Origin of the sequence: Pseudomonas sp. TUM22785 (assembly GCF_028198105.1) — a bacterium.
Taxonomy (GTDB): domain Bacteria; phylum Pseudomonadota; class Gammaproteobacteria; order Pseudomonadales; family Pseudomonadaceae; genus Metapseudomonas; species Metapseudomonas solani.
In genome coordinates this window covers 2123942-2149632 of sequence record NZ_CP116239.1, presented here as the reverse complement: position 1 = coordinate 2149632, position 25691 = coordinate 2123942, and the positions used below count along the sequence as shown (strand labels likewise).

Below are 25691 nucleotides of genomic sequence, written 5' to 3'. Positions count from 1 at the left end.
TTTCCGAGTCGGGAATCGACGATTACTTATTGCGCGTGCGCGTTGATGTAATCGATAGCTTCCTGAACGGTGGTGATCTTCTCAGCTTGCTCGTCCGGGATCTCGGTCTCGAATTCCTCTTCCAGAGCCATCACCAGCTCAACGGTGTCAAGGGAGTCGGCGCCCAGGTCTTCGACGAAGGAAGCGCTGTTGGTTACTTCGTCTTCTTTAACGCCCAGTTGCTCGGCGACGATTTTCTTGACGCGTTCTTCGATGGTGCTCATACCTTGTTTTCACTCCTATGGAAAAATCCGTGCAGCTTGGGCTGCAGTGTATAGAAAGGGTTTTCCGCATTTCAAGCGGGATGCCAACCCCTCCAGGCCCTGTCTGGACCCGTCCATAACCCAATTGCACTTATGTACCGGATTTTAGACAGCTCCTATGACAGTTTCCTGAAGGGAATCGTCACATTCAGCTCATGTACATGCCGCCGTTCACAGGGATAGTAGCTCCGGTGACGTAGGATGCGCTATCGGATGCGAGGAATGCGACCACCTTTGCGATCTCCTCGGCCTGCCCCAGACGCCCCAGCGGAATCTGCCCCAGCAGTGCATCGCGCTGGGCTTCCGGCAGTTCACGGGTCATGTCGGTATCGATGAAACCGGGCGCCACCGAGTTCACGGTGATGGCGCGGGAGCCGACTTCGCGGGCCAGGGCCCGACCGAAGCCTTCCAGGCCGGCCTTGGCGGCGGCGTAGTTAACCTGCCCGGCGTTGCCCATGGCACCTACCACCGAACCGATGTTGATGATGCGCCCCCAGCGAGCCTTGGTCATGCCACGCAGCACGGCCTTGGATAGGCGATAGAGGCTGTTGAGGTTGGTGTTGATGACGTCGAACCACTCGTCATCCTTCATGCGCAGCATCAGGTTGTCGCGGGTGATACCGGCGTTGTTCACCAGGATCAGCGGCTGGCCAAGGTGCTGCTGGATGTGTTCGAGGGTGCTGGCGACGGATTCGTCATTGCTCACATCGAGCACCAGGCCGGCGCCTTCGACGCCGTTTTCCTTGAGGTATTCGGCTATACGCTCGGCACCGCTCGGGGTGGTGGCGGTGCCGATGACGACAGCCCCCATGCGACCCAGCTCCAGCGCGATGGCCTGGCCGATACCACGGCTCGCACCAGTGACCAGGGCGACCTTACCTTGCAGACTCATAGTCTTCTCCTTGCTCAGGCCAGCGCAGCGCGAGCGGCTGCGAAGGCGTCGGGGGTATCCAGATTGTGCGTGCCAATGCCTTTCACGCAGCGCTTGTTCAGGCCAGAGAGAACCTTGCCGGGACCACACTCGACCAGCTCGGTCACACCCTGCTCCGACAGGCGAACGATGGACTCCACCCAGCGGACCGGGCTGTACAGCTGGGCCAACAGGTCGCCCTTGAGAGAGCCGAGATCAGCCACGACGGCGGCACTGACGTTCTGCACCAGCGGAATCTGCGGCGCTTGCCAGGCAATGGCTTCGACCGACTCGGCGAAGCGTTCGGCCGCCGGGCGCATCAGCGCACAGTGGGACGGCACGCTGACCGGCAGCGCCATGGCGCGCTTGGCGCCACGGGCCTTGCAGGCCTCGATGGCGCGCTCGACGGCGACGGCGCTGCCGGCGATCACTACCTGGCCCGGGGCGTTGAAATTGACCGCGCTGACCACGTCACCTTGCGCAGCTTCGGCGCAGGCGGCCAGTACGTCGGCATCTTCCAGGCCGAGGATCGCAGCCATGCCGCCCTGCCCCGCCGGAACGGCCTGCTGCATGAGCTGGCCACGACGCTCCACCAGCTTCACCGCATCGGCGAAACCCAGGCTGCCGGCAGCGACCAGCGCCGAGTATTCACCCAGGCTGTGACCGGCGACATAAGCCGGGCGGGCACCGCCCTCGGCCAGCCACAGACGCCAGAGTGCGATGGACGCAGTGAGGATGGCCGGCTGGGTTTTGTCGGTCTGGTTCAGCTGCTCTTCCGGGCCCTGCTGGGTCAGTGCCCAGAGGTCATAACCCAGGGCCTCGGAGGCCTCGGCGAAGGTATCCAGGACCAGCTTCTGCGAAGCGCCGTGCTCGGCCAGCATGCCCAGGGACTGGGAGCCTTGACCGGGGAAAACGAATGCGAGGGATGCGGACATCGGAACTATTCCCTTGTTTGCCTTGATCGATGTACAGGAACGCCGGGCATAGCCAAGCGCAACGAACTGACAGTTGGATGACAAGCCGCAGACAGCGGTCACATCCTAGAGCAACAGATCCTCGAGACGCCCATGCAGGCGCTGGGGAAGGTTCTCGCGAATCTCGATGAGGGCGCGCCGTATGGCGCTCTGGAAGCCATCGGAACCGGCGGCCCCATGGCTTTTGACGACGATACCCTGGAGACCCAGGAAGCTCGCGCCATTGTGCCGAGCGGGCGTCAGGTCCCCCTGCAGGCGGCGCAGCAACGGCAGCGCCAGGGCACCGACCATGCGCGAGCCGAAGCTGTCGGTGAACAACGCTTCGATGCGCGCGGAGATCATCGAGGCCAGGCCTTCGCTGGACTTGAGCAGGATATTGCCGACGAAGCCGTCGCACACCACCACATCGGCCTCGCCCCGGTACAGGCCATCACCCTCTATGTAGCCGATGTAGTTCAGGCCTTCAGCCTGCTGCAGAAGGCTGGACGCCAGCTTGACCTGCTGGTTGCCCTTGATGTCCTCGGTGCCGACGTTGAGCAAGGCGATACGCGGGCGCGCCTGCCCGAGCGCCTCGGCAGCGACGGAACCCATTACAGCGAATTGATAGAGGTGCTCGGCACTGCAATCGACGTTGGCGCCGAGATCCAGCAAATGACAATACCCCTTGGCCGTGGGCACGGCGCTGACCATCGCAGGGCGATCGATGCCCGGCAGGGTCTTGAGCATGTAACGGGAAAGCGCCATCAGAGCACCGGTATTGCCGGCGCTCACGCAGGCCTGGGCACGACCGGCACGGACCAGGTCGAGGGCGATACGCATGGAGGAGTCGGGCTTGCCACGCAAGGCCTGGGATGGACGCTCGTCCATGCCGATGACTTCGGATGCATGTTCGATGGACAGCCGCTGACGATCGACGCCGCTTTCACGGGCGATCAACTCTTCGAGGAGCTGGGCTTGACCAACAAGAATGAGGTGGAGCGAGGGGAACTCAGCCAGGCAGGCGATGCTGGCCGGGACAATGCAACGGGGACCGAAGTCCCCGCCCATTGCGTCAATCGCGATGATCGGAGCGGACAAGGATTACTCGTCAGCGCCCTTGTCGATCACTTTGCGACCACGGTATACGCCTTCCGGGGATACGTGGTGACGCAGGTGTACTTCACCGGTGCTCTTCTCGACGGACAGGGCGTTGGCCTCGAGAGCATCGTGGGAACGACGCATGTCGCGGGCAGAGCGGGATTTTTTGTTCTGCTGAACAGCCATAATTAATTAACTCCTAAACGTTTGGGTCACGCTTTAACTGCGCCAATACACTGAACGGGTTGGACCGCGTCACCTCGTTCTCACTCGGCTCGGGCTCATCAAGCCCTTCCGGCTGCTGGCAATCTTCAGGGTCATGGGCCGGAACAATGGGCAAGGCGAGCAACAGCTCATCCTCGACCAGAGTCAGAAGATCCAGAGGATCCTCACCCACTTCCAGCACGTCATAGCCCTTGGGCAGTGACTCGCTGTCCGCACCTTCTTTCACCACAGCGTACGTACACTCGCTGTGGATCGGCAGTACGACCAGCTCCAGACAACGCTGGCATACCATCTTGACCTCTACATCGATTTCACTGCGGATAATCGCTGCCCTGCGCTCATCGCGCCCGAAAACGAGTTTCGTGCGTACGATGCCTGCAGTATCGGCAAGCGGGTCGCAGAGTCGCTCAAGACTGGAGAGCTGCAGCTCACCCTGGAGGGTTACGCCGCGATCTGCCATCTTGCGCGGATCGACGTGAGGTGGAATCGGCCCATTCAACATAGGCGCGACATTCTAGGGATGCACCTGTCACCTGTCAAAACAAATTCCGCCCTGTCCGCCGCGTGGCAAGGCCTATAGAATTTCCGCTTCCTGACTGGGAGATCAGCATGCCACCACTGGTGCTTGCATCCAGCTCGCCCTACCGCCGCGAGCTTCTTGAACGCCTTCGCCTGCCCTTCACCTGGAGTGCGCCCGCGATAGACGAAACCCGACATCCACACGAGTCGGCCGAGCAACTGGTACGCCGCCTGGCCGAAGAAAAGGCCCGCGCGCTCGCGGACCTGCACCCCGGCCACCTGATCATCGGCTCGGACCAGGCCGCCGTGCTGGGCGAGCAGATACTCGGCAAGCCCCTGGAGTTCGAACGCGCCCGCAGCCAGCTACTGGCGGCCAGCGGCACCAGCGTCACCTTCCTCACCGGCCTAGCACTGCTGAACACACGCAGCGGCCGCTGCCAGGTGGACTGCATCCCCTTCACGGTGAACTTCCGCCCCTTGAGCGAAGCGACCATCGAGCGCTACCTGAACATCGAGCAGCCCTACGACTGCGCCGGCAGCTTCAAGGCCGAAGGGCTCGGCGTGAGCCTGTTCCGCTCCACCCAGGGCGAAGACGCCACCAGCCTGGTGGGCCTCCCCCTGATCCGCCTGGTCGACATGCTGCTCGACGAAGGCCTGGAACTGCCATAACGAAAAAGCCCGGCATCAGCCGGGCTCTTCCTTATATATAGGCAGCGACGGGATCAGCGCAGAGCCGGCCCCTGGAACCCCATCCACAGCGCCAGCTGCTCGGCGACACTGGCCCCCAGCTTCTTGGCGAAACGGTCGAAAGGCGTCTCCTGCTTGGTGTAGTCGACGATCTCCTTCTCGCCTATGACCTCGCGCGCCACGTAGCTGGTGCTGCCGAGCTTATCCACCAGCCCCAGCTCCAGGGCCTGCTCGCCCGACCACACCAGGCCACTGAACAGCTCGGGATGCCCCTCGACCTTCAAACGGTCGCCACGCCCCTTCTTCACGCTGTCGATGAACTGCTTGTGCGTGGCATCCAGCACACCTTGCCAGAACGCAGTCTCATCAGGCTTCTGCGCCTGGAAGGGATCGAGGAAGGCCTTGTGCTCGCCCGAGGTGTAGACGCGACGCTCCACACCCAGCTTGCCCATCAGCTCGACGAAGCCGAAGCTCGCCGCCGTAACACCGATGGAACCCACCAGGCTGGCCTTGTCGGCATAGATCTCATCGGCCGCACTGGCGATGTAGTACGCGCCCGAAGCACCGAGATCAGTGATCACCGCATAGACCTTGATATCCGCATGCTCGCCACGCAGACGGCGGATCTCGTCATAGATGTAGCCGGACTGGACCGGACTGCCACCCGGGCTGTTGATACGCAGGACGATGCCCTTGGTCTTCGTATCCTCGAAGGCCGCACGCAGGCTGCCGACGATATTGTCGGCGCTGGCAGCCTCGCCATCGGCGATCATGCCTTTCACCTCGACCAGCGCAGTGTGGCTTTCGCCGCGGGCCGCCGTTTTCTGCAGATCGAAAAGCGGAGAGAACAGCGCCAGGGCCACGAACAGATAAAGGAAGGTCAGTACCTTGAAGAAAATGCCCCAGCGGCGGGATCGACGCTGCTCCTGAACCCCGGCCAGCACCGCCTTTTCGAGCAACTTCCAGCTCTTGTCATCGCCACTGCCCGCAGGCGTCGATGCCTTCCATTCATCCGACATGCAGATCCACCTTCATAGAGTGTGTATTCGCACCACCGGCGAGCCAGTGGCGCAATTCATCGAAACATTCGATCGCCAACCTCGGCGATTCGCGACGCAGGACATCAAGAGACTGGGCACCGTAGCCGACCGCTACCGAATCCATACCAGCGCGATGAGCCATCTGCAGATCGAAGGGCGAATCCCCCACCATCAATGCCCGCCCAGCCTCCACACCACAATGGGCGAGTATCTCGTGCAGCATCCGCGGATCGGGCTTGCTGGCCGTCTCGTCGGCGCAACGGGTGATATCGAAGTAGTCCAGCCAACCACGCCCACAGAGGACGTGATCGAGCCCTCGTCGACTCTTGCCGGTAGCGACCGCCAGCAGGTAACCCTCATTGCGGAAACCCTCCAGGGCCTCCAGCACACCAGGGAACAGCGCCGACGGCTGCACCTCCAGCCGGTTGTAATGAGCCCCATAAGCCGCACGGTAGCGTTCGACCGAAGACGGATCGACGAGTTCTGGATAGAGGACACGGATCGCCTCGGGCAGACCGAGGCCGATGATGCCCTTCAGCGCCGACTCATCCAACTGCGGCAGCCCGCAGGTTTCGGCAGCCACCCGCAGGGACTCGACGATGCGCGAGATGGAGTCCACCAAGGTGCCATCCCAATCGAACACCAATAGACGGTAGTCAGGCACCGAGGCGCTCCAGGGTCTTTTCCCACATATCATCCACCGGCGCCTCGACCCGCAGCGGCGTGCCATCAGGCAACACCAGGGACAGCGCATAGGCATGCAGGAACAGGCGCTTACCGCCCAGCTCCCGGATTTCGCGGGAAAACTCTTCGTCACCGTACTTGGGATCGCCCGCGATAGCGTGCCCCGCATGGCGGGTATGCACGCGAATCTGGTGGGTGCGCCCGGTGATGGGGCTGGCCTCGACCAGGGTGGCGAACTCGCCGAAACGACGCAGGACGCGGAACTCGGTCAGCGCCTCCTTGCCCTCGTCATTGACCTCGACCATGCGCTCACCGGAACGCAGATTGTTCTTCAGCAGCGGCGCACTGACCTTCTTTTTCGAGGTCGGCCAATTGCCGCGTACCAGCGCCATGTAGCGCTTGTCCACCCCATCGCCGCGCAGGGCTTCGTGGAGGTGGCGCAGCATGCTGCGCTTCTTCGCGATCATCAGCAGGCCCGAGGTGTCGCGATCCAGCCGGTGCACCAGCTCCAGCTCCTTGGCATCCGGCCGCAGCTGGCGGAACGCCTCGATCACACCGAAGCTGAGCCCGCTACCGCCGTGCACGGCAATGCCGGCCGGCTTATTGAGGACGATCAGCCCCTTGTCCTCGTAGACGATGGCGGCCTCGAGCCGCTCCAGCAGCCCCTGGGCGACGGGCGCAGCTTCATCACGCTCGGCAAGGCGCAGCGGCGGAACGCGCACCACATCCCCGGCCTGGAGCTTGTACTCAGGCTTGATCCGTCCCTTGTTCACCCGCACCTCGCCCTTGCGCAAAATGCGATAGATCAGGGTCTTGGGCACGCCTTTGAGCTGGGTACGGAGGAAGTTGTCGATGCGCTGGCCGGCATATTCCGGCGCAACCTCAAGCAGCTGGACGCCGGAGGTTGGAGAAGAGGGAGTAGTCATGGCGGGCATCATAGCAATTTTTGATGAATTTGAAGCACTTAATAATTGCTGCTATAGTCGCGAACGCCGCCAAAAGCGGCCGTGCTCCGGATGATCGCCAAAACTGCCATCCCAGACACGTGCAACCCATTCAGGACGTCAGGCCGTCCGTCAGGATATTTCGCCGCACAGTGCGCGGATATCCGGAGAAAAACGCCTTGAGCCATGACGCGCGGCCAACCCCTCAGGGGCGGTCACGTAAAATGCAACCCGCTACGGATTCTGCGAGCGGCACCCGATTTTCAAGGGACAAGTGTAGGGTGGAGATGCACAACCGTCGGACTGCGTAGCAAACGCTTCAATCAAGACGCTTTATCTCGTCCGCTACCGATGGCTGATTCCTCCTCCTGACAACGTGCTTCTGTTACGACAACAGCAAGCAGGAGACGTCGTCGCGACCCCGGCCCTACTGGCCTGATGTCGCTGGACACGGGGGTGGCATGCCACCCCTGACGCGCACCTGACACCGACCGCGAGAGTCGTGTGTGCCGATCGCCGTTTCCGGCAGCCCCGGAAACCGACGGTACTACATGAAAAGAATGCTGATTAACGCAACTCAGCCCGAAGAGTTGCGTGTTGCCCTGGTCGACGGCCAACGCCTGTACGACCTGGATATCGAGTCGGGCGCCCGTGAACAGAAAAAGGCCAACATCTACAAAGGCCGCATCACTCGCATCGAGCCCAGCCTCGAAGCCGCATTCGTCGACTTCGGTGCAGATCGCCACGGCTTCCTGCCGCTGAAAGAAATCTCCCGCGAATACTTCAAGAAGTCCCCCGAGGGGCGCGTCAACATCAAGGACGTGCTCAACGAAGGCCAGGAAGTCATCGTCCAGGTCGAGAAAGAAGAACGTGGCAACAAGGGCGCAGCCCTGACCACCTTCATCAGCCTCGCCGGCCGTTACCTGGTACTGATGCCGAACAACCCGCGCGCGGGCGGCATCTCCCGTCGTATCGAAGGCGAAGAGCGCAACGAACTGCGTGAGGCCCTGAACGGCCTGAACGCACCGGCCGACATGGGCCTGATCGTTCGCACCGCCGGCCTGGGCCGCTCCAGCGAAGAGCTGCAGTGGGACCTCGACTACCTGCTGCAACTCTGGAGCGCCATCAAGGAAGCTTCCGGTGAGCGCGGCGCCCCCTTCCTGATCTATCAGGAAAGCAACGTCATCATTCGCGCCATCCGCGACTACCTGCGCCAGGACATCGGCGAAGTACTGGTCGACAGCGTCGAAGCCCAGGAAGAAGCCCTGAGCTTCATCCGCCAGGTGATGCCGCAGTACCAGAACAAGATCAAGCTCTACCAGGACAGCGTTCCGCTGTTCAATCGCTTCCAGATCGAGAGCCAGATCGAAACCGCCTTCCAGCGCGAAGTGAAACTGCCTTCCGGCGGTTCCATCGTCATCGACCCGACCGAAGCCCTGGTGTCCATCGACATCAACTCGGCGCGTGCAACCAAAGGCGGCGACATCGAAGAAACCGCCCTGCAGACCAACCTGGAAGCGGCCGAAGAGATCGCTCGCCAGCTGCGCCTGCGTGATATCGGCGGTCTGATCGTCATCGACTTCATCGACATGACCCCGGCCAAGAACCAGCGCGCCGTGGAAGAGAAGGTCCGCGAAGCCCTGGAAGCCGACCGCGCCCGCGTACAGGTCGGCCGTATCTCCCGCTTCGGCCTGCTGGAAATGTCCCGTCAGCGCCTGCGTCCGTCCCTGGGCGAGAGCAGCGGCATCGTCTGCCCGCGCTGCAACGGCCAAGGCATCATCCGCGACGTCGAGTCCCTGTCGCTGGCGATCCTGCGCCTGATCGAAGAAGAAGCCCTGAAGGACCGCACCGCCGAAGTCCGTGCCCAGGTACCGATTCCGGTTGCCGCCTTCCTGCTCAACGAGAAGCGCAACAGCATCACCAAGATCGAGCTGCGCACCCGCGCCCGCATCGTGATCCTGCCGAACGATCATCTGGAGACCCCGCACTTCGAAGTGCAGCGTCTGCGCGATGACAGCCCGGAAGTCATGCACGGCCAGTCCAGTTACGAGATGACCCCGTCCGAGAGCGAAGAGCAGCAGCCGCCCGCCGCCACCCGCACCCTGGTTCGCCAGGAAGCCGCCGTGAAGACCGTGGCCCCCGAGCGCCCCGCTCCGGCCCCGATGGCTCCGCCGACCGCTGCCGTCGCCGCTGCCGAGCCGAGCCTGTTCAAAGGCCTGGTGAAGTCGCTGGTAGGCCTGTTCGCCGGCAAGGAAGAAGCCCAGCCCGTCGCGACCGAGCAGAGCGCCAGCGAGCGTCCGGCCCGCAGCACCGACGAGCGCCGTAACGGTCGCCAGCAGAACCGCCGCCGTGACGGCAGCCGTGAAGGCCGCCGCGACGAAGAGCGCAAGCCGCGTGAAGAGCGTCAACCTCGCGAAGCCCGTGAGCCGCGCGAACCGCGTGAACCTCGCGAAGGCCAGGAAAACCGCCGCGAACGTGGCGAGCGTCCGCCGCGCGAAGAGCGTCAGCCTCGTGAAGACCGCGCCCCGCGCGAAGCCCGTGAACCCCGCGAAGAGCGCGCACCGCGCGAGTCTCGTGAGGAGCGCCAGCCCCGCGAAGAGCGTCAACCCCGTGAGGAGCGTGCACCACGCGAAGCCCGTGAGCCGCGCGAGCCACGTGAACCTCGCGAAGGCCAGGAAAACCGCCGCGAACGTGGCGAGCGTCCGCCGCGCGAAGAGCGCCAGCCCCGTGAAGAGCGCGCCCCGCGCCCCGAGCAGGTTGCCGCCGAGGCCAGCGAAGAAGAACTGCTGAACAACGAAGAGCTGCTGGATGATGCCGATGGCCAGGAAGGCGCCGAAGGCGACCGCCCCCGCCGCCGCTCCCGTGGCCAGCGTCGCCGCAGCAACCGCCGTGAGCGCCAGCGTGAAGTCGAAGGCGAAGAAGGCGAGGAAGGCAGCGAAGAGGCCAATGTCGATGGCAGCGTCCCCGCCGCCGTTGTCGTGACCGCCGTCGCCGCAGAAGTGATCGCCGAACAGGTCGAAGGCCAAGCCAGCAGCGAGCCGACCCAGGTCGAAAGCGCCGCCAGCGAAGCCCCGGTCGCAGCCCCTGCCGCCGAAGCCGTCGCCCAGGAGCAGGAACCGGTCGAAGTGATCGAGACCAGCGCCCCTGCCGTGATCGAAAGCGAAGTGTCCGTCGTGGTCGTCGAGCCGGTTGCCGAAACCGCGGTCGAAGCCCCCGTAGAGACCGCCCAGGTCGCAGAAGTGGAAGCACCGGCTCCGGTCGTGGCCCCTGTTGTCGAAGCCGAACCGGCTCCTGCCACCGCGGCAGCACCGGTAAGCGCCGGCGGCCGTGCACCGAACGATCCTCGCGAAGTCCGTCGCCGTCAGCAGGAAGCCGAGCGTCTTGCACGCGAAGCTGCCGCAGCCCCCGTGGTAGAAGCCCCGGTGGTTGAGGAAGCTGCTCCAGCCGTGGTTGAAGTCGCTGCCGAGCCGGTGGTGGAAGCCCAGCCCGAGCCCGTCGTCGAAGCCGTCGTGGAAGCCCAGGAAGTTGCGGAAGAGCCCAAGGTCGAAGTGACCGAGGCCAGCACCGAAGCTGCCGAAGTAACCGTCGCTGACGAAGCGAAGGAAGAGGAAGAAGCCAAGGACGAGTCCAAACCGACCGTCTAAGGCCCTGCCCCAATGAACAAGGGATGCCTCGGCATCCCTTTTTCTTTGGCACGAGAAAAGTGCCCACCCCGCCCACCGTCCACCGCAACCTGCGCCCCCTCCTCCCCTCACTGCACCGCAAATGAAAAAGGGACGCCTGAGCGTCCCTTTGTCTATCGCGTGCAAGCGATGTCATAGCAGATTGGGCTCCATCTCCAGCACCACGCCAAAGCGTTCGGCGACATCGGCCTGGATACGCTGCGCCAGGTCTAGCAGCTGCAGGCCGGTAGCCGCACCGTGGTTCACCAGCACCAGGGCCTGCAGGCGATGGACACCCGCATCGCCATCACGGTAGCCCTTCCAACCAGCACGCTCGATCAACCAGCCTGCGGCCAGCTTCACCTGGCCATCGGCCTGGGGATAGGCCACCAGATCCGCATGTTCGCCACGCAGGCGCTCGGCCAGCCCGGCTGGCACCAGGGGGTTCTTGAAGAAGCTGCCAGCATTGCCCAGTTGAGCGGGGTCCGGGAGCTTCTCGCTGCGAATGGAGCAAATGGCGCGGCTCACATCCAAGGCCGTGGGCGCATCGACGCCCTGCTCCTGCAGCCGCTGGCGCACAGGCCCGTAGTCGAGGTGCAGGCTCAGCGCACGGCTCAACTTGAAACGAACCCTGAGGATCAGCCAGCGACCGACATCACGCTTGAACAGGCTGTCGCGATAGCCGAAGGCGCACTCTTCCAGGCTGAAGTCACGCAGCTCGCCACTCAGGCGGTCCATCGCGGTCAACCCGGCGAATACATCCTTGATCTCCACCCCGTAGGCGCCGATGTTCTGCATCGGTGCCGCCCCAACGGTGCCGGGAATCAGGCTGAGGTTCTCCAGCCCCGCCAGCCCCTGCTCCAGGGTCCAGAGCACGAACGGGTGCCAGGGCTCGCCAGCTTCGGCCTCCACCAGCACCAGCTCGCCATCATCGCCCAGCAGGCGCAGCCCACGGCTGGCCATGCGCAGCACCAGCGCGTCGACATCACCGGTCAGCAACAGGTTGCTGCCCCCGCCAATCACTTGCAGCGGAATACCGCGTGCGCTCGCCAGAGCCAGCGCCTCACGCACCTCGGCATCGCCATGCGCCTCGGCGAACAGGCGCGCACGCACCTCCACACCAAAGGTGTTGAAGGGCTTCAGGGAAACGTTTTCGGAAACGACCAGGCTCACAGGCGCCCCCGAATCTCGGCAATCAGGCCATCACAAGCCTGCTCGATCAGATTCAGCACCTCTTCGAAGCCTTCCTCGCCGCCGTAGTAAGGATCCGGGACCTCTTCCGGCACCAGGCCATAGCGGCGCAGGAACAGGTCCGGCTCACTGCCATCGCGGCGCAGCCCCTTGAGATCACGCAGGTTGCTGTGATCCATCGCCAGCACCAGATCGAAACGCGAGAAGTCCTCCACGCTCACCTGGCGCGCCCGTAGCAGCGACAGGTCATAGCCACGTCGCAGCGCCGCCTGGCGGGTGCGCGTGTCGGGTGCCTTGCCAACGTGCCAGTCACCGGTACCGGCGGAGTCGACCTCGACCTGCTCCGCCAGCCCGGCCTCACGCAGCTTGTGGCGCAGTACACCCTCGGCGGTGGGCGAGCGGCAGATATTGCCCAGGCAGACGAACAGAACCTTCATCAGGCCCCCAGCAAGCGGCGCACCCGCTCCAGGTCTTCAGCGGTGTCCACACCGGCAGCCGGCGCCTCCAGGGCATCGGCTACGTGGATGCGCACGCCATGCCAGAGCGCACGCAGCTGCTCCAGGCATTCGGTGTTCTCCAGCCAGCACGGGCCCCAGGCGACGAAGTCGTGGAGGAACTGCACGCGGTAGGCGTAGATACCGATATGACGGCGGTAAGGCACCCCTTCGGGCAAGGCATCACGCCCCTGGGCGAAGGTGTCGCGGGCCCAGGGCAGCGGTGCACGGCTGAAGGTCAGGGCCAGGCCCTGGGTGTCGGTCGACACCTTGACCACATTGGGGTTGAACAGCGCATCCACGTCATGGATCGGCTCGGCGAGGGTGGCGATGCCCGCCTCCGGGTGAGCCGCCAGGTTGGCTGCCACCTGGTCGATGATCGCCGGAGGGATCAGCGGCTCATCGCCCTGCACATTGACCACGATGGCGTCGCCGGCCAGCCCGAGCTGGGTGGCGACCTCGGCCAGGCGATCGGTGCCGGAATTGTGGTCGACCCGGGTCAGCACCACCTCGGCGCCAAAGCCCTTGCAGGCCTCGACGATACGCGCGTCGTCGGTGGCGACCACCACGCGCTCGGCGGAACTGCGCCGCGCCTGCTCCCAGACGTGCTGGACCATCGGCTTGCCGGCGATGTCCTGCAGCGGCTTGCCGGGCAGGCGCGTGGAGGCGTAGCGCGCCGGGATGACGACGGTGAATGCCTGGGCCATTACTTGTCCAGCCGCTCGTCGACGTTAAGGGTGCGCGCCTCGCTTTCCAGCATCACCGGGATGCCTTCGCGAACCGGGAAGGCCAGCGCATCGGCCTTGCAGACCAGTTCGCTCTTGTCTTCGGCGAGCTTGAGCGTGCCCTTGCACAGAGGACAGGCGAGGATATCGAGCAGTTTCGTGTCCATGGGTATCCTTGAACGCCACCCGAAGGGGCGGCTGGAATGAGTTAGGAGCGTTCGGCCGGCAGGCGTGCCAGTCGCGCATCGAGCCATTCGATGAAGCCCAAGGTGGGCACCGCATCGACGGCCAGGTACCACCAGTCGGCAGCCGCGAAGGCACGGCACTTCACCGCATCCTTCTCGGTCATCACCAGGGGCAGTGCCGGGCTGAACTGCAGTTCGGCGGCACCGAAGCTGGCGTGGTCGGCGAAGGCATGGGGAACCGGGCGCCAGTTTAGCGCCTCGAGCGTGGTGAAGAAACGCTGCGGATTACCGATGCCGGCCACAGCATGGAGCGCCTGGCCAGGGGGGAAATGATCGAGTGCGACCCGCTCACCACTGTGCAGGTTGACCAGCGCGGTCGGCTGCAGGCGAAAGCCATGGGCATCGCCAGGGCCAGAGTCGGCGCCGTTGTAGAGCACTGCATCGACGCTTTCCAGGCGCTGCGCCGGCTCGCGCAGGGGACCCGCCGGCAGGCAGCGGCCGTTGCCAAGGCCACGGGCGGCGTCGATCAGTACCAGTTCGATGTCCCGCGCCAGGCGGTAATGCTGCAGGCCGTCATCGCTGAGCACGAGATCGAGCGGCCCATCGGCCAGCAGCGCCTCGACCGCACGCCCGCGGTCCGGGTCGATGACCAGCGGCACACCGCTGCGCTGCACGATCAGCAGCGGTTCGTCACCGGCGACGTCGGCGCCCTGCTCCGCCCGTACCCGCCAGGGCAGGCTCGGCGGGTTGGCACCGTAGCCACGGCTGACCACGCCCACACGCAAGCCAAGGCTGCGGCAGTGCTCGATGAGCCAGAGAATCATGGGGGTCTTGCCGGTGCCGCCAACGGTGATGTTGCCCACCACCATCACCGGCACAGGGGCGCGATAGATAGGCCCTTCGCCGGCCAGGAAGGCGTCGCGCTTGCGCTTCACCACCAGGCGGTAAAGCGCCTCCAGCGGGCGCAGCAGCACCAGGGCCGGGTGACCCCGGTACCAGGCGTCCAACAGCCGATCGGAGAAGGCCATCAGGGCTTGTCCGAGGCCTCGACGGTGGTGATGCGCAGCTTGCTGAAGCCCAGCTTGCCGGCCGCATCCATGGCGGTGATCACCGTTTGATGGGTGGTCTTGGCATCGGCGCTGATGATCATCGGCAGGCTGTTGTCGCCACCGGATTCCTTGCTCAAGGCCGTCATCAGCGTCGCCAGGTCGTTCTTCACCAGTACCTGGCCATTCAGCGCGTACTGCCCGTCGGCACTGATAGACAGCTCCAGGGTCTTCACCTCGGTAGCCTGGGTCGGGGTACCGCTGACGGCCTCGGGCAGCTCGATCTTCAGCTCGCTCGGGCGGCTGAAGGTCGTGGTGACCACGAAGAACAACAGCAGCACGAAGATCACGTCGATGAACGAAGTCAGGTTGAGGAAGACCTCCTCACGCGCGACGTTGCCCGCACGGCGACGGAACTTCACGCTTTGCCTTCCTCTGCGAAGTCCACTTCACGATCACCCTGGGTCACTTCCACCAGCTTGATCGCCTCCTGCTCCATGGCCACCACCAGCTCGTCGACGCGACGCAGCAGGAAACGATGGAAGAACACCGCAGGGATAGCGACCACCAGGCCCGCTGCAGTGGTAATCAGAGCCTTGCCAATACCGCCAGCCAGTGCCGGAGCGTTGGCCATGCCGTTGTCCATGAAGCCGCTGAAGATCTCGATCATGCCGAACACGGTGCCCAACAGGCCCAACAGCGGGCCCATCGCGGCGATGGTGCCCAGGGTGTTGAGGTAGCGCTCCAGTTCGTGGATGACGCGGGAAGCGGCCTCCTCGATGCACTCCTTCATGATCTCGCGACCGTGCTTGGAGTTGGCCAGGCCCGCCGCGAGGATCTCACCCAGCGGGGAAGACGCACGCAGCTCCTTGAGCTTCTGGGCGTTGAGCTGCTTGTCCTTGACCATGCGCCACACCTGGCCGAGCAATTGCGGCGGTGCGATGCGATTGGCGCGAAGCGTCCACAGACGCTCCACGATAATGGCGGTGGCTGCGATGGAACTCAGAATGATAGGCAGCATCATCCAGCCGCCTGCTTTGACCAGCTCCCACACGGTGGCAAATCCCCTTGAAAAAAGTGGCGCAACTCTAGCACAGGGTCAGGGCCCCGCCGACCGCCGCCGTTCTCATTTTTCCCGCCAGAAACGTGCCTGGGTCCGCAGTCCACGCACCTCGTCACCTTCACCAAGGCGGATCAGCAACGCACCGGACTCCGCCGTGTCGTGGATTACAGCGCCCGCCGCCCGGTAACGGGCGATCACGGTCGGGTGTGGGTGGCCGAAAGCGTTGTGACTGCCGCGGGTAATCAGCGCACCACGTGGAGCCACTGCGCCAATGAGCGCCGCCGATGAAGAGCTGGCGCTGCCATGGTGCGGCGCCAGCAGCCAATCGGCGTGCAAGGACTCACCACTGGCAATCCAGGCGGCTTCGGCCTGGGCACCGATATCGCCGGTCAGGTGAATGCGCTCGCCCCGCGCCTCCACACTGAGCACACAGGAGCGGTCGTTGCCGGTGCGCGCGACCTCCCAGCGCCAGGTTCGCAGGCGCACGCCGTCCCATTCCCAGGCCTGGTCACGGCAGGCCTCGGCCCCCAGGCTGGCCGGCAGGCGCTCCGGCTCGCCGCTCACCACCCGTGCCACCGGCATGCCACGCATCACGGCACCGGCGCCACCCGCGTGGTCGTTGTCGGCATGGCTGAGGAGCATCTGGTCCAGGCGCCGCACACCCAGCCCCAGCAGGCTGGGCAACACCACGCGCTCGCCCATGTCGAAATCACCCCGCCGCGCGCCAGCGTCGTAGAGCAGCGCGTGCTCCCGCGTGCGCACCAGCACCGACAGCCCCTGCCCCACATCCAGCAACCAGATATCCGCCTTCCCCCAGGCCGGGCGCTCCACCGGCGGAAACAGCGTTGGCAACAACAACGCCAACCCCAAAGCCCGCACCGGCATCCCGGCCGGCACGATCAGCAGCAGGCAACCGAGTATGCCCAGCAGCCAGGCCCAGACGGGAACGACGGTCGCCTGCCAGGCGGGAATCCATTCCGCTATCCAGCCCAGCAAGCGGAACAACAGTTCCAGCGAACCGCCCGCCAGCCACAGCAATCCCGCCCCCACCCCGGGCACGCCCTGCAGGGCCGTGCCTAATAAAGACAGCGGCACCGAGACCAGGCTGACCCAGGGCACCGCCACCAGGTTGGCCAGCGGGCCGCTCAGGCTGATGGGCAGTGCCATGGCTAGCAGCAAGGGCGACAGCGCCAGGCCCATGGTCCATTGCGCGCGCCACCAACTGCGCCACCAGGGCGGCACGCCCAGGCGTCCGGCGAAGATCAGCACCAGCAATGCCACGGCCCCGAAGGACAACCAGAACCCCGCCTGCAGCGACGCCAGCGGATCGGCCGCCAGCACCACGCAGAAGGCCACCAGCAACGGGCGCAGCACGCCCAGGTGACGAAAGCGCAGGCGCCACAGCAGCGCGATGGCGGTCATCAGGCAGGAGCGCTGCACCGGCACGTCGAAGCCGGCGAGGAGTCCGTAACCCAGCGAGCCGACGAAGGCCAGCGCACAGGCACAAGGCAACCACGGCAGGCGTCGGGGCCAAATGCCGAGCCGGGCCAGCAACGCCACAGCTCCGTACAGCACCGCCGCGAGCAAGGCGATGTGCTGGCCGGAAATCACCATCAGGTGCACCGTCCCGGTGTTCTGCAGCAACTGCCAGTCCGCGCTGTCGACGCCCGAGCCATCTCCCAGCACCAGCGCGGCGATGCCACCATTGCGGCCATGGGCGGGCACACTTTCTATACCCTGGCGCACGCGGTCACGCCAGGCAGCCGGGCCACTGCCCCGCTGCAACGGCTCGCCCGCCTTCACCGAGCCGGTGGCGCCGGTATGGCGGGCCAGCAGCCAGGCTTCGTAGTCGAATGCGTGGGGGTTCACCAGGCCCCGGGGGCGCTTCAGGGTCACCGCCAGGCGCCAGCGCTCGCCCCCGCGCACCTCGGGCCCGCCATACCAGGACAGGCGCATGCGCTGCGGCAAGCGCAATCCGGGGGCGACGGCATCCTCCAGCTCGAAACGCACCACCCCACCATCCCGCTGCGGCAGGCCGACAACCTGCCCTTGCAGCCAACGAGTCTCGCCATCCAGGGCCATGGCCAGGCGATCATCTAGGGCCTGCTGGGCAAAGAAGCAGGCCCAGGCGCCGCCCAGGAGGAACAGCCCCGGCAGCCGTAGCCGTGTGAATAGAAGAACGGCGCCCAGCACCGCCGCCGCCAGAAGCCAGCCGCCCGTCGGCAACCCCGGCATGAAACGCAGCGAGGCCAACCCGCAGGCCAGCGCAACCAACCTCCCCGTCATGGCAAGGCTCCCTCCCTGGGCTCAGCTCAACGGCGCCGGTCGATGACCGTTGATCGGTGCGGTTCCATTCATTTATCGACACAAACTGACCCGGCGGTGTCATAACCATGAATGCATAATGTCGGCGCTTCAGCCTGCCAGAGAGCCCACATGCCGCGTCGCCTCTTCAAACGCTACATGCCGAACCCGGACCTGATCAGGGAGCACAAGTCGCTGCGCTTCCTCGGTGCCCTGATCCACGACCCGAACCTCTGGCATCTCAACCGCCATTCGGTCTCGCGGGCGATGGCCATGGGTCTGTTCGCCGCCTTCATCCCGATGCCCCTGCAGATGCTGCTGGCAGCGGCGCTGGCGATCACCGTGCGCGCCAACCTGCCGATCTCCGTCGGCCTGGTCTGGCTGACGAACCCTATCACCATGCCGCCGGTGTTCTATTGCACCTACAAGATGGGCGCCTGGCTGATGGGCGTGCCGCCGCGCACCCTGCCCGACGAGCTGACCTTCCACTGGATCACCCAGGAACTGTCCACCCTGTGGCAGCCCTTCCTGCTGGGCTCCATCGTCTGCGGCATCCTCGTCGGCGCCCTGGGCTACATGCTGACCATGCTCTACTGGCGTTGGTGGGTCGGTCACAGCTGGCGCAAGCGTCAGAAACGCCGCCAACAGGCCGGGCTCAAATAGCCCCTGGCCGCCGCGCCCACTCCGGGCCTGAAATGAAAAACGCCGCTTTCGAGCGGCGTTTTTCGTGGTGCGGGGCTGTGCCCTATTCGTAGCGCAGCGCTTCCGCCGGCTGGGTCTGAGCAGCGCGCCAGGCCGGATAGAGCGTGGCGAGGAAGCTCATCAGCAGCGCAGCACCGCAGATCATCACCACGTCCGCCACCTGCAGGTCGGACGGCAGGTAGCTGACGAAGTACACGTCGGAACTGAAGATGTGCTGCCCGCTGGCACGCTCCAGGGCAGCGATCCAGGTGCTGACGTTGAGTGCCGTGACGATGCCCAGCCCGGTGCCGATCAGGGTGCCGACCGCGCCGATGACGCTGCCCTGCACCATGAAGATGGCCATGATCTGCCGGGGCGTGGCGCCGAGGGTGCGGAGGATGGCGATATCGGCGCGCTTGTCGGCCACTACCATGATCAGCGTGGCGATGATGTTGAACGCCGCCACCGCGACGATCAGCAGCAGGAGCAGGCCGATCATGGTCTTCTCCATCTTCATCGCGCTGAACAGGCTGCCCTGGGTGTGGGTCCAGTCATCCGACCGGTAGCCCGCGCCCAGCGCCTTGACGATCTGCGCGGAAACACGCGGCGCCTGGTAGAGGTCCTTCAGGGCGATGCGCACGCTCTGCACCTGGCCTTCCTGCAGGCGCTGAATGGTGGCGGCGTCGGCGACGTTGATCAGCGCCAGGGAGCTATCCAGCTCGGCGCCCACCTTGAATACGCCGACCACGCTGAGGCGCTGCATGCGCGGGGTGATGCCACCCGGTGCGTTGCTGACCTCGGGCACGATCAGGGTCAGCTTGTCGCCGACGTTGAGGTGGAAGCGGCGCGCAGTGATTTCACCGACGACGATGCCGAACTCGCCGGGCACCAGGTCGGCCAGCGCACCCTGCACGATGTGCTTGCCGATGATGGAGACCTTGGGCTCTTCCGCCGGGTCGATGCCGTTGATCTGCACCGGCTGCATCATGCCCTTGTAGGAGAGCATCCCCTCCAGCTCGGCGAAGGGCACGGCACCGGTCACCTCCGGGTGCTTCATCGCCGTGGCGGCGACGCTGCGCCAGTCGTCCAGCGGCTGCTCGGCGGCGAGGGTAGCGTGGGGCACCATGCCGAGGATCCGCGAGCTCATCTCCTTCTGGAACCCGTTCATCACCGAGAGCACGACGATCATCGCCAGCACGCCCAGGGCGAGGCCGATCATCGAGGTCAGCGAGATGAAGGAGATGAAGTGGTTGCGGCGTTTCGCGCGGGTGTAGCGCGCGCCGATGAAGATGGCCAGGGGTCTGAACATGTCAGGCAGCCACCAGCCGGCCTTCTTCCAGGCGCAGCACCCGGTCCATCTGCTGGGCCAGTTGCGGGTCGTGGGTCACCACCAGGAAGGCGGTGCGCAGCGAGCCGCTGAGCTCCAGCATCAGCTCCTGGATGCTCTGGGCGGTGTGCTTGTCGAGGTTGCCGGTGGGCTCGTCGAGCAGCACCAGCTCCGGGTTGTTGACCAGGGCACGAGCGATGGCCACGCGCTGGCGCTCGCCACCGGACAGCTCAGCCGGTTTGTGCGACAGGCGATGGCCGAGGCCGACGCGCTCCAGCAGCGCGGTGGCACGCTGGCGCGCCTCGGCGATCGGCGTGCGGCCGATCAGCAGGGGCATGCAGACGTTTTCCAGCGCAGTGAACTCGGGCAGCAGGTGGTGGAACTGGTAGACGAAGCCCAGCGCGCGGTTGCGCAGCAAGCCACGGGCCTTCTCGTTGAGGGCCGACAGTTCTTCCCCCGCCAGCCAGACGCTGCCGGTGCTGGGGGTGTCGAGCCCGCCTAGCATGTTCAGCAGGGTGCTCTTGCCCGAGCCCGAACTGCCGACGATGGCGATGCGCTCGCCCGGGTGCAGCTCCAGTTCGACGCCGGACAGCACCTGCACCGATTGCGGGCCTTCCTCGTAGCTCTTGCCCAGGTTGCGGCAGCTCAGCACCGCGCGATCTTTCACGTCACTCATAACGAAGCGCCTCTGCGGGCTGGGTGCGCGCAGCACGCCAGGCCGGGTAAAGGGTGGCGAAGAAACTCAGGACCAGCGCGGCGCCGCAGACCAGCACCACGTCCTCCAGCATCAGCTGCGAGGGCAGGTAGTCGATGAAGTAGACGTCGGCGCTGAGGAACTTGTGGCCGAGCACGTCCTCCAGCCAGGAGATGGCGGCGCTGACGTTGAGCGCGGCGAGGATGCCCAGCACGCAACCGATGGCGGTGCCGACCACGCCGATCACCGTGCCCTGGACCATGAAGATGCCCATGATCTGCCCCGGCGTGGCGCCAAGGGTACGGAGGATGGCGATGTCGCCCTTCTTGTCGGTGACCACCATGACCAGGGTGGAAATGATGTTGAACGCGGCGACCGCGACGATCAGCAGCAACAGCAGGCCGATCATGGTCTTCTCCATGCGGATGGCCTGGTAGAGGTTGCCGTGGGTACGGGTCCAGTCGCGGGCGTAGAAGTCCTCGCCCTTGAGCTGCCCGGCGATCTGCCAAGCCACGCGCGGCGCCTGGAACAGGTCGTCGAGCTTGAGACGCAGGCCCTGCACCTGGTCGGGCTTCCAGCGGTGCAGCCGGGCGGTGTCCTTGATGTTGGCCACGGCCAGGGCGCCGTCCAGCTCGCCGGCGCCGACATGGAAGATGCCGACCACGGTGAAGCGCTTCATGCGCGGGAACACGCCGGCCGGGGTGACCGCCACTTCCGGCAGCACGAAGGTGACCTTGTCGCCCATGCCAACGCCGAGCTTGGTGGCCGCCTTGTCGCCGATGACGATGCCGAACTCGCCGGCGCGCAGCGAGGCCAGGTCGCCCTGCTTGAAGTAGTCGTCGATGATCGAGACCTGCCCTTCCAGCGCTGGGTCGACGGCGTTGACCAGCACCTTCTGCACCTTGCCGTTGTTGGTCAGCAGGCCCTGCATCTGGGTGAAGGGCGCCACCGCGGCGATGCCCGGCTGCGCACGGACCTTGTCGGCCAGCGCCTGCCAATCGTTGATCGGGGTGGCGGATTCGATGGTGGCGTGGGGCACCATGCCCAGCACGCGCTCGCGCATCTCGCGGTCGAAGCCGTTCATCACCGACAGCACGAGAATCATCACCAGCACGCCGAGGGCGAGGCCGATCATGGAAGTCAGGGAGATGAACGAGACGAAGTAACTGCGACGCTTGGCGCGCGTGTAACGGGCGCCGATATACAGGGGCAGCGGTCTGAACATAGAAAAAGGTTCGCTTGCGAAGAAAGGAACGTCCTTGTGGCGGGGTCAGGCGAGCAGCTTTACACTCAGACCACCCCTGCACCCATGGGTTCGCCATGTCGACACAAGACGCAGATGACCGCCGCGAATACTACCGTATCGAAGATACGATCGCACTGGAATTTACCCCCCTGACCGGCGCCCAGGCCCAGGCCAGCGAGGAGCTCCACGACGCGTCACCGCTGTTCAATCTGCTCAGCGACCTGCACCTGATGGACTTCGAGTCGCAGCACCTGCTGCGGCATATTTCCGAACGCGACCGGACCCTGGCCAACTACCTGAAGGTGATGAACAAGCGCATCGACCTGCTCGGCCAGGCCGTGGCCCAGAGCCTGATGCGCGACATCGGCCCGCCCCGCCGGGTGACCCTGTCCGAAGGCGGCGTCGGCTTCCTCTGCCCGCAGCCTTTTCAGCTCGGCAGCCACCTGGCGATCAAGATGGTGCTGATGCCCCAGGCCCTTGGCCTGCTGCTGCGCGCCGTGGTGATCCACAGCCAGTTGCGCGAGGACGGCGAGTACGAGATCGGCACCGAATTCGAAGCGCTGACTGACGCACAGCGCCAATTGCTCGCCCGGCATATCCTGCAGAAGCAGGCCCAGGCTCGCCGCCAGGCCCGCGCCCGCTCGGTTCCGCCTCCAGGATGATCCCCATGTCGCGCCTTCTGCTTCTGCTCTGCCTGTCCCTCCCCCTCCCGGCCCTGGCCGAAACCATCGAGATACCCGTCGGCCAGCAAGGCGACAGCGGCCTTTCGCTGCCCGCGCGTGGCGAATCCCAGCGGGCAGTACTCGAACGTTTCGGCCTGCCGGACGAGGAGCATCCCGCCGTCGGCAAGCCGCCGATCGCGCGCTGGGACTACCGCGAGTTCTCCGTCTATTTCGAAAGCGGGCATGTCGTCGACAGCGTCCGCCACCACCAACCCCGACACCCCGAGGTTTCCCAGTGACCCTGATCTACGGCCATCGCGGCGCCAAGGGCGAATGCCCTGAAAACACCCTGGCCAGCTTCCAGCAGTGCCTCTCCCACGGCGTGAAGCGCTGCGAACTCGACCTGCACCTGTCCCGCGACGGCGAACTGATGGTGATCCACGACCCGACGCTCAAGCGCACCACCGGCCGCCGCGGCAAGGTGGTGGAGCACGACGCCGAAGAACTGGTCACCTACGACGCCCGCCAGGGCGGCCCGGGCTGGGTCAAACCCTGCCCCATCCCGCGCCTGGAAGAGCTGTTCGAGCAGTGCAACTTCGAGCACTGGCAACTGGAAGTGAAGAGCGCCTCCCGCGTGCGCGCCGCGCGCACCGTGCTGGCCATCCGTGAGCTCGCCGAGCGCCACGGCCTGCTGGACAAGGTCACCGTCACCTCCAGCTCCCGCGAGGTGCTGCGTGCATTGAACCGCCTGACGCCCGACCTCGCCCGCGGCCTGGTGGCCGAATACGCCTGGCTCGATCCGCTGAAAGTCGCGGCCAATCATGGCTGCAACCTGCTGGCGCTGAACTGGACCCTGTGCACCCCCGAGCGCCTGCAGAAGGCGCAGAAGCAGGGGCTGCACGTGTCGGTATGGACGGTGAACGAGCCGGCCCTGATGCGCCGCCTCGCCGACTTCGGCGTGGACAGCATCATCACCGACTTCCCCGGCGTGGCGGTGAGCACGCTGGCGCGCTGAAGCCTCGTTGTTCCGGGGCTGAAGCCCGGGCTACGCAGGCCCTCTCGGCGCCGTAGGTTGGCGCCGAGCGCAGCGAGGCCCAACGGTGCGAGATTCAGCATTGTTTCCTGAGCAAACGGTGGGCTGAACGCCCATCCGAGCGTCACTCCCCCAGAACGAAAAAACCGGCCGCAAGGGCCGGTTTTTTCATGGGCGTCGCCTGATCAGAAGCTCTCCCGATTCGGCCAGCGCCAGGTGCGCGGATCGTCGAGAGGGTCCTCCCCGGCCGGTTCAGGCGCCCGGCCGGTGCCGCTCAAAAAAGCCGGTTGAGGCCGTCGAACGCCGCCACCCGATAGGCTTCCGCCATGGTCGGGTAGTTGAAGGTGGTGTTGATGAAGTACTTGATGCTGTTGGCTTCACCCTTCTGGTTCATGATCGCCTGGCCGATGTGGACGATCTCCGACGCCTGGTAGCCGAAGCAGTGCACGCCGAGCACTTCCAGGGTCTCGCGGTGGAAGAGGATCTTCAGCATGCCCACCGGCTCGTGGGAAATCTGCGCGCGGGCCATGCCCTTGAAGAAGGCCTTGCCCACTTCATAGGGGATCTTGGCCTGGGTCAGCTCGCGCTCGTTCTTGCCGATCGAGCTGATCTCCGGAATGGTGTAGATGCCGGTGGGCACGTCATCGACGAAGCGCCAGCTGTCGTTCTCCACCGCGCTGCCGGCGGCCGAGCGCCCCTGGTCGGCGGCGGCACTGGCCAGGCTCGGCCAGCCGATCACGTCGCCCGCGGCGAAGATGTTGCCCACCTCGGTGCGGTAGTACTGGTCGACGTTGATCTGGCCACGGCTGTTGACCTTGATGCCGACGTTCTCCAGCCCCAGGCGGTCGGTGTTGCCGGTACGGCCGTTGCACCACAGCAGGCAGTCGGCCTTGATCTTCTTGCCGGACTTCAGGTGCAGGATCACCCCGTTCTCCAGCCCCTCGATGCGCTCGTACTCCTCGTTGTGACGGATGAGCACGTTGTTGTTGCGCAGGTGGTAGCTGAGGGCGTCGGAGATCTCGTCGTCGAGGAAGCTGAGCAACTGGTCGCGGTTGTCGATCAGGTCCACCAGCACGCCGAGGCCGCTGAAGATCGAGGCGTACTCGGAGCCGATCACCCCGGCGCCGTAGATGATGATGCGGCGCGGCGTGTGGGTGAGGCTGAGGATGGTGTCGCTGTCATAGATACGCGGGTGGTGGAAGTCGACGTCGGCCGGGCGATAGGGGCGCGAGCCGGTGGCGACGATGACCTGCTTGGCCACCAGTTTCTCCACCACGCCGCTGGTGCACACCACCTCGACGGTCTGCTCGTCGGAGAAGCTGGCCGTGCCGAAGAACACATCGACGCGATTGCGGGCGTAGTAGCCGGTGCGCGAGGCCACCTGCTTGGAGATCACCCGCTCGGCGCTCTTGAGCACGTCGGGGAAGGAGAACCAGCGCGGCTCGCCGATCTGGCGGAACAGCGGGTTGGTGTTGTACTGCATGATCTGCCGCACCGAGTGGCGCAGGGCCTTGGACGGGATGGTGCCCAGGTGGGTGCAATTGCCGCCGACCAGCGGGCGGTTGTCCACCACCGCCACCTTGCGTCCGGCCTTGGCGGCGTTCATCGCCGCCCCTTCCCCGGCCGGGCCGGAACCCAGCACCACTACGTCGTAGTTGTAGACAGCCATGCTTACTCCTCATAACGGGCCGGAGGGCTCTCTGTGGCCTCCGGCAGGGCCGCGGAACTCGTCACCGCGGCGTTTCGAACTCGGCGCGCAGCTTAGTCAGGCTGCGTGGCGCTGCACATTAGCGCTTGGTCGCGTCGTAGGCGAGTTTTGCATCCACTACATCGCCGTCGCGATTGGCTTCCTCGCACTTTTCGCGATTGCCGCCACAGATCGAGCATTCCTTCTCGATCCCCAGGTTGGCGATGCCGCCGCAGGAACCGGCGATGGGCTTGCGCCCCATGATCACGCCGATGGCCATGCCCAGCACCACCAGCAGCATGATCAGGAAAACCAGTAGCCAGGTCATG

Annotated in this window: 28 protein-coding genes; 6 read left to right on the top strand and 22 right to left on the bottom strand. The window is 65.1% G+C overall.

The window, feature by feature from the left end; all coding sequences use genetic code 11:
* Positions 1-26: 26 nt before the first annotated feature.
* The 6 genes from acpP to PI990_RS10025 all read right to left on the bottom strand — a co-directional run bounded on the left by acpP (position 27) and on the right by PI990_RS10025 (position 3990).
* Positions 27-263, bottom strand: a complete 237-nt coding sequence (acpP, locus tag PI990_RS10050) for an acyl carrier protein (protein ID WP_016493661.1) — start codon at positions 261-263, stop codon at positions 27-29.
* 187 nt (positions 264-450) lie between these two features.
* A complete protein-coding gene (gene fabG, locus PI990_RS10045) occupies positions 451-1194 on the bottom strand; it encodes a 3-oxoacyl-ACP reductase FabG (RefSeq protein ID WP_021217609.1) in 744 nt (247 codons plus the stop codon).
* A 14-nt stretch (positions 1195-1208) separates the two neighbouring features.
* Positions 1209-2147, bottom strand: a complete 939-nt coding sequence (gene fabD / locus PI990_RS10040) for an ACP S-malonyltransferase (RefSeq protein ID WP_184489251.1) — start codon at positions 2145-2147, stop codon at positions 1209-1211.
* A gap of 105 nt (positions 2148-2252) precedes the next feature.
* Positions 2253-3263: a phosphate acyltransferase PlsX gene (gene plsX / locus PI990_RS10035; RefSeq protein ID WP_442969324.1), complete on the bottom strand. Its 1011-nt coding sequence runs from the start codon at positions 3261-3263 to the stop codon at positions 2253-2255.
* Between the two features lie 3 nt (positions 3264-3266).
* Positions 3267-3449: a 50S ribosomal protein L32 gene (gene rpmF, locus PI990_RS10030; protein ID WP_013791824.1), complete on the bottom strand. Its 183-nt coding sequence runs from the start codon at positions 3447-3449 to the stop codon at positions 3267-3269.
* A gap of 13 nt (positions 3450-3462) precedes the next feature.
* On the bottom strand, positions 3463-3990 hold the full coding sequence (locus tag PI990_RS10025) for a YceD family protein (RefSeq protein ID WP_021217612.1): 528 nt from the start codon (positions 3988-3990) through the stop codon (positions 3463-3465).
* Between the two features lie 107 nt (positions 3991-4097).
* On the opposite strand from PI990_RS10025, the gene PI990_RS10020 reads away from it, so the two are divergent.
* Positions 4098-4676, top strand: a complete 579-nt coding sequence (locus tag PI990_RS10020) for a Maf family protein (RefSeq protein ID WP_021217613.1) — start codon at positions 4098-4100, stop codon at positions 4674-4676.
* 53 nt (positions 4677-4729) lie between these two features.
* Here the strand turns inward: PI990_RS10020 and sppA are convergent, their stop codons facing one another.
* Genes sppA through rluC form a run of 3 tightly spaced genes read right to left on the bottom strand, consistent with a single transcriptional unit; the run spans position 4730 to position 7344 of the window.
* Positions 4730-5713, bottom strand: a complete 984-nt coding sequence (gene sppA / locus PI990_RS10015; protein ID WP_271660513.1) for a signal peptide peptidase SppA — start codon at positions 5711-5713, stop codon at positions 4730-4732.
* Positions 5703-6398, bottom strand: a complete 696-nt coding sequence (locus tag PI990_RS10010) for an HAD-IA family hydrolase (RefSeq protein ID WP_271660512.1) — start codon at positions 6396-6398, stop codon at positions 5703-5705. The genes sppA and PI990_RS10010 overlap by 11 nt, the downstream gene beginning before the upstream one ends.
* Positions 6391-7344 carry a 23S rRNA pseudouridine(955/2504/2580) synthase RluC gene (rluC, locus tag PI990_RS10005; protein ID WP_021217616.1) on the bottom strand — a complete coding sequence of 318 codons (954 nt, stop codon included), beginning with the start codon at positions 7342-7344 and terminating at the stop codon, positions 6391-6393. The genes PI990_RS10010 and rluC overlap by 8 nt, the downstream gene beginning before the upstream one ends.
* Positions 7345-7913: 569 nt before the next feature.
* On the opposite strand from rluC, the gene rne reads away from it, so the two are divergent.
* On the top strand, positions 7914-11006 hold the full coding sequence (rne, locus tag PI990_RS10000) for a ribonuclease E (RefSeq protein ID WP_271660511.1): 3093 nt from the start codon (positions 7914-7916) through the stop codon (positions 11004-11006).
* Positions 11007-11177: 171 nt separating this feature from the next.
* Here rne and murB read toward each other — a convergent pair whose 3' ends face one another.
* The 8 genes from murB to PI990_RS09960 all read right to left on the bottom strand — a co-directional run bounded on the left by murB (position 11178) and on the right by PI990_RS09960 (position 18014).
* On the bottom strand, positions 11178-12197 hold the full coding sequence (gene murB, locus PI990_RS09995; protein WP_271660510.1) for a UDP-N-acetylmuramate dehydrogenase: 1020 nt from the start codon (positions 12195-12197) through the stop codon (positions 11178-11180).
* Entirely contained in the window at positions 12194-12652 is a 459-nt protein-coding gene (locus PI990_RS09990) for a low molecular weight protein-tyrosine-phosphatase (protein ID WP_271660509.1), read from the bottom strand. Before PI990_RS09990 ends, murB begins: the two co-directional genes overlap by 4 nt.
* A complete protein-coding gene (kdsB, locus tag PI990_RS09985) occupies positions 12652-13416 on the bottom strand; it encodes a 3-deoxy-manno-octulosonate cytidylyltransferase (protein WP_271660508.1) in 765 nt (254 codons plus the stop codon). Before kdsB ends, PI990_RS09990 begins: the two co-directional genes overlap by 1 nt.
* The gene (locus PI990_RS09980) at positions 13416-13601 is read right to left on the bottom strand and encodes a Trm112 family protein (protein WP_021219506.1); all 186 of its coding nucleotides are present in this window, start codon (positions 13599-13601) and stop codon (positions 13416-13418) included. Before PI990_RS09980 ends, kdsB begins: the two co-directional genes overlap by 1 nt.
* Before the next feature lie 41 nt (positions 13602-13642).
* Complete coding sequence (gene lpxK, locus PI990_RS09975) at positions 13643-14647, bottom strand: tetraacyldisaccharide 4'-kinase (RefSeq protein WP_271660507.1); 1005 nt, start codon at positions 14645-14647, stop codon at positions 13643-13645.
* Positions 14647-15087, bottom strand: coding sequence for an ExbD/TolR family protein (locus tag PI990_RS09970; protein WP_271660506.1), 441 nt, complete (start codon positions 15085-15087; stop codon positions 14647-14649). Before PI990_RS09970 ends, lpxK begins: the two co-directional genes overlap by 1 nt.
* Positions 15084-15719, bottom strand: a complete 636-nt coding sequence (locus PI990_RS09965; RefSeq protein WP_031287691.1) for a MotA/TolQ/ExbB proton channel family protein — start codon at positions 15717-15719, stop codon at positions 15084-15086. The genes PI990_RS09970 and PI990_RS09965 overlap by 4 nt, the downstream gene beginning before the upstream one ends.
* A gap of 72 nt (positions 15720-15791) precedes the next feature.
* On the bottom strand, positions 15792-18014 hold the full coding sequence (locus PI990_RS09960) for a DNA internalization-related competence protein ComEC/Rec2 (protein ID WP_271660505.1): 2223 nt from the start codon (positions 18012-18014) through the stop codon (positions 15792-15794).
* Between the two features lie 150 nt (positions 18015-18164).
* Here PI990_RS09960 and PI990_RS09955 point away from each other — a divergent pair, with 150 nt between their 5' ends.
* A complete protein-coding gene (locus PI990_RS09955; RefSeq protein ID WP_021219511.1) occupies positions 18165-18695 on the top strand; it encodes a DUF2062 domain-containing protein in 531 nt (176 codons plus the stop codon).
* Positions 18696-18777: 82 nt separating this feature from the next.
* Here the strand turns inward: PI990_RS09955 and PI990_RS09950 are convergent, their stop codons facing one another.
* Genes PI990_RS09950 through PI990_RS09940 form a run of 3 tightly spaced genes read right to left on the bottom strand, consistent with a single transcriptional unit; the run spans position 18778 to position 21959 of the window.
* On the bottom strand, positions 18778-20022 hold the full coding sequence (locus tag PI990_RS09950; RefSeq protein ID WP_271660504.1) for a lipoprotein-releasing ABC transporter permease subunit: 1245 nt from the start codon (positions 20020-20022) through the stop codon (positions 18778-18780).
* A gap of 1 nt (position 20023) precedes the next feature.
* A complete protein-coding gene (lolD, locus tag PI990_RS09945; protein WP_162164733.1) occupies positions 20024-20707 on the bottom strand; it encodes a lipoprotein-releasing ABC transporter ATP-binding protein LolD in 684 nt (227 codons plus the stop codon).
* Between the two features lies 1 nt (position 20708).
* Positions 20709-21959, bottom strand: a complete 1251-nt coding sequence (locus PI990_RS09940) for a lipoprotein-releasing ABC transporter permease subunit (RefSeq protein WP_043244256.1) — start codon at positions 21957-21959, stop codon at positions 20709-20711.
* A 95-nt stretch (positions 21960-22054) separates the two neighbouring features.
* Between PI990_RS09940 and PI990_RS09935 the strand changes: the two genes are divergently transcribed.
* From PI990_RS09935 to PI990_RS09925, 3 genes are read left to right on the top strand one after another with little or no spacing between them, the layout of a single operon-like run.
* On the top strand, positions 22055-22642 hold the full coding sequence (locus PI990_RS09935) for a PilZ domain-containing protein (protein ID WP_021219515.1): 588 nt from the start codon (positions 22055-22057) through the stop codon (positions 22640-22642).
* 5 nt (positions 22643-22647) lie between these two features.
* On the top strand, positions 22648-22941 hold the full coding sequence (locus PI990_RS09930; protein WP_021219516.1) for a hypothetical protein: 294 nt from the start codon (positions 22648-22650) through the stop codon (positions 22939-22941).
* Positions 22938-23657 (top strand): glycerophosphodiester phosphodiesterase, encoded by a 720-nt coding sequence (locus PI990_RS09925; protein ID WP_021219517.1) that lies wholly within the window; start codon positions 22938-22940, stop codon positions 23655-23657. The genes PI990_RS09930 and PI990_RS09925 overlap by 4 nt, the downstream gene beginning before the upstream one ends.
* 292 nt (positions 23658-23949) lie before the next feature.
* Here PI990_RS09925 and sthA read toward each other — a convergent pair whose 3' ends face one another.
* Positions 23950-25344: a Si-specific NAD(P)(+) transhydrogenase gene (sthA, locus tag PI990_RS09920; RefSeq protein WP_021219518.1), complete on the bottom strand. Its 1395-nt coding sequence runs from the start codon at positions 25342-25344 to the stop codon at positions 23950-23952.
* Positions 25345-25462: 118 nt separating this feature from the next.
* Positions 25463-25690 (bottom strand): (Na+)-NQR maturation NqrM, encoded by a 228-nt coding sequence (gene nqrM / locus PI990_RS09915; protein WP_021219519.1) that lies wholly within the window; start codon positions 25688-25690, stop codon positions 25463-25465.
* Position 25691 lies beyond the last annotated feature (1 nt).

Bases quoted from the DNA above. Each gene is read 5' to 3' on its own strand.
- PI990_RS10020 (WP_021217613.1), top strand. From the start codon at position 4,098: ATGCCACCACTGGTGCTTGCATCCAGCTCGCCCTACCGCCGCGAGCTT.
- sthA (WP_021219518.1), bottom strand. From the start codon at position 25,344: ATGGCTGTCTACAACTACGACGTAGTGGTGCTGGGTTCCGGCCCGGCC.
- PI990_RS10025 (WP_021217612.1), bottom strand. From the start codon at position 3,990: ATGTTGAATGGGCCGATTCCACCTCACGTCGATCCGCGCAAGATGGCA.
- kdsB (WP_271660508.1), bottom strand. From the start codon at position 13,416: ATGGCCCAGGCATTCACCGTCGTCATCCCGGCGCGCTACGCCTCCACG.
- PI990_RS09935 (WP_021219515.1), top strand. From the start codon at position 22,055: ATGTCGACACAAGACGCAGATGACCGCCGCGAATACTACCGTATCGAA.
- lpxK (WP_271660507.1), bottom strand. From the start codon at position 14,647: ATGGCCTTCTCCGATCGGCTGTTGGACGCCTGGTACCGGGGTCACCCG.
- PI990_RS09990 (WP_271660509.1), bottom strand. From the start codon at position 12,652: ATGAAGGTTCTGTTCGTCTGCCTGGGCAATATCTGCCGCTCGCCCACC.
- nqrM (WP_021219519.1), bottom strand. From the start codon at position 25,690: ATGACCTGGCTACTGGTTTTCCTGATCATGCTGCTGGTGGTGCTGGGC.
- rpmF (WP_013791824.1), bottom strand. From the start codon at position 3,449: ATGGCTGTTCAGCAGAACAAAAAATCCCGCTCTGCCCGCGACATGCGT.
- rne (WP_271660511.1), top strand. From the start codon at position 7,914: ATGAAAAGAATGCTGATTAACGCAACTCAGCCCGAAGAGTTGCGTGTT.
- PI990_RS09950 (WP_271660504.1), bottom strand. From the start codon at position 20,022: ATGTTCAGACCCCTGGCCATCTTCATCGGCGCGCGCTACACCCGCGCG.
- acpP (WP_016493661.1), bottom strand. From the start codon at position 263: ATGAGCACCATCGAAGAACGCGTCAAGAAAATCGTCGCCGAGCAACTG.
- PI990_RS09960 (WP_271660505.1), bottom strand. From the start codon at position 18,014: ATGACGGGGAGGTTGGTTGCGCTGGCCTGCGGGTTGGCCTCGCTGCGT.
- PI990_RS09930 (WP_021219516.1), top strand. From the start codon at position 22,648: ATGTCGCGCCTTCTGCTTCTGCTCTGCCTGTCCCTCCCCCTCCCGGCC.
- PI990_RS09955 (WP_021219511.1), top strand. From the start codon at position 18,165: ATGCCGCGTCGCCTCTTCAAACGCTACATGCCGAACCCGGACCTGATC.
- PI990_RS09980 (WP_021219506.1), bottom strand. From the start codon at position 13,601: ATGGACACGAAACTGCTCGATATCCTCGCCTGTCCTCTGTGCAAGGGC.
- rluC (WP_021217616.1), bottom strand. From the start codon at position 7,344: ATGACTACTCCCTCTTCTCCAACCTCCGGCGTCCAGCTGCTTGAGGTT.
- fabG (WP_021217609.1), bottom strand. From the start codon at position 1,194: ATGAGTCTGCAAGGTAAGGTCGCCCTGGTCACTGGTGCGAGCCGTGGT.
- sppA (WP_271660513.1), bottom strand. From the start codon at position 5,713: ATGTCGGATGAATGGAAGGCATCGACGCCTGCGGGCAGTGGCGATGAC.
- fabD (WP_184489251.1), bottom strand. From the start codon at position 2,147: ATGTCCGCATCCCTCGCATTCGTTTTCCCCGGTCAAGGCTCCCAGTCC.
- PI990_RS09940 (WP_043244256.1), bottom strand. From the start codon at position 21,959: ATGTTCAGACCGCTGCCCCTGTATATCGGCGCCCGTTACACGCGCGCC.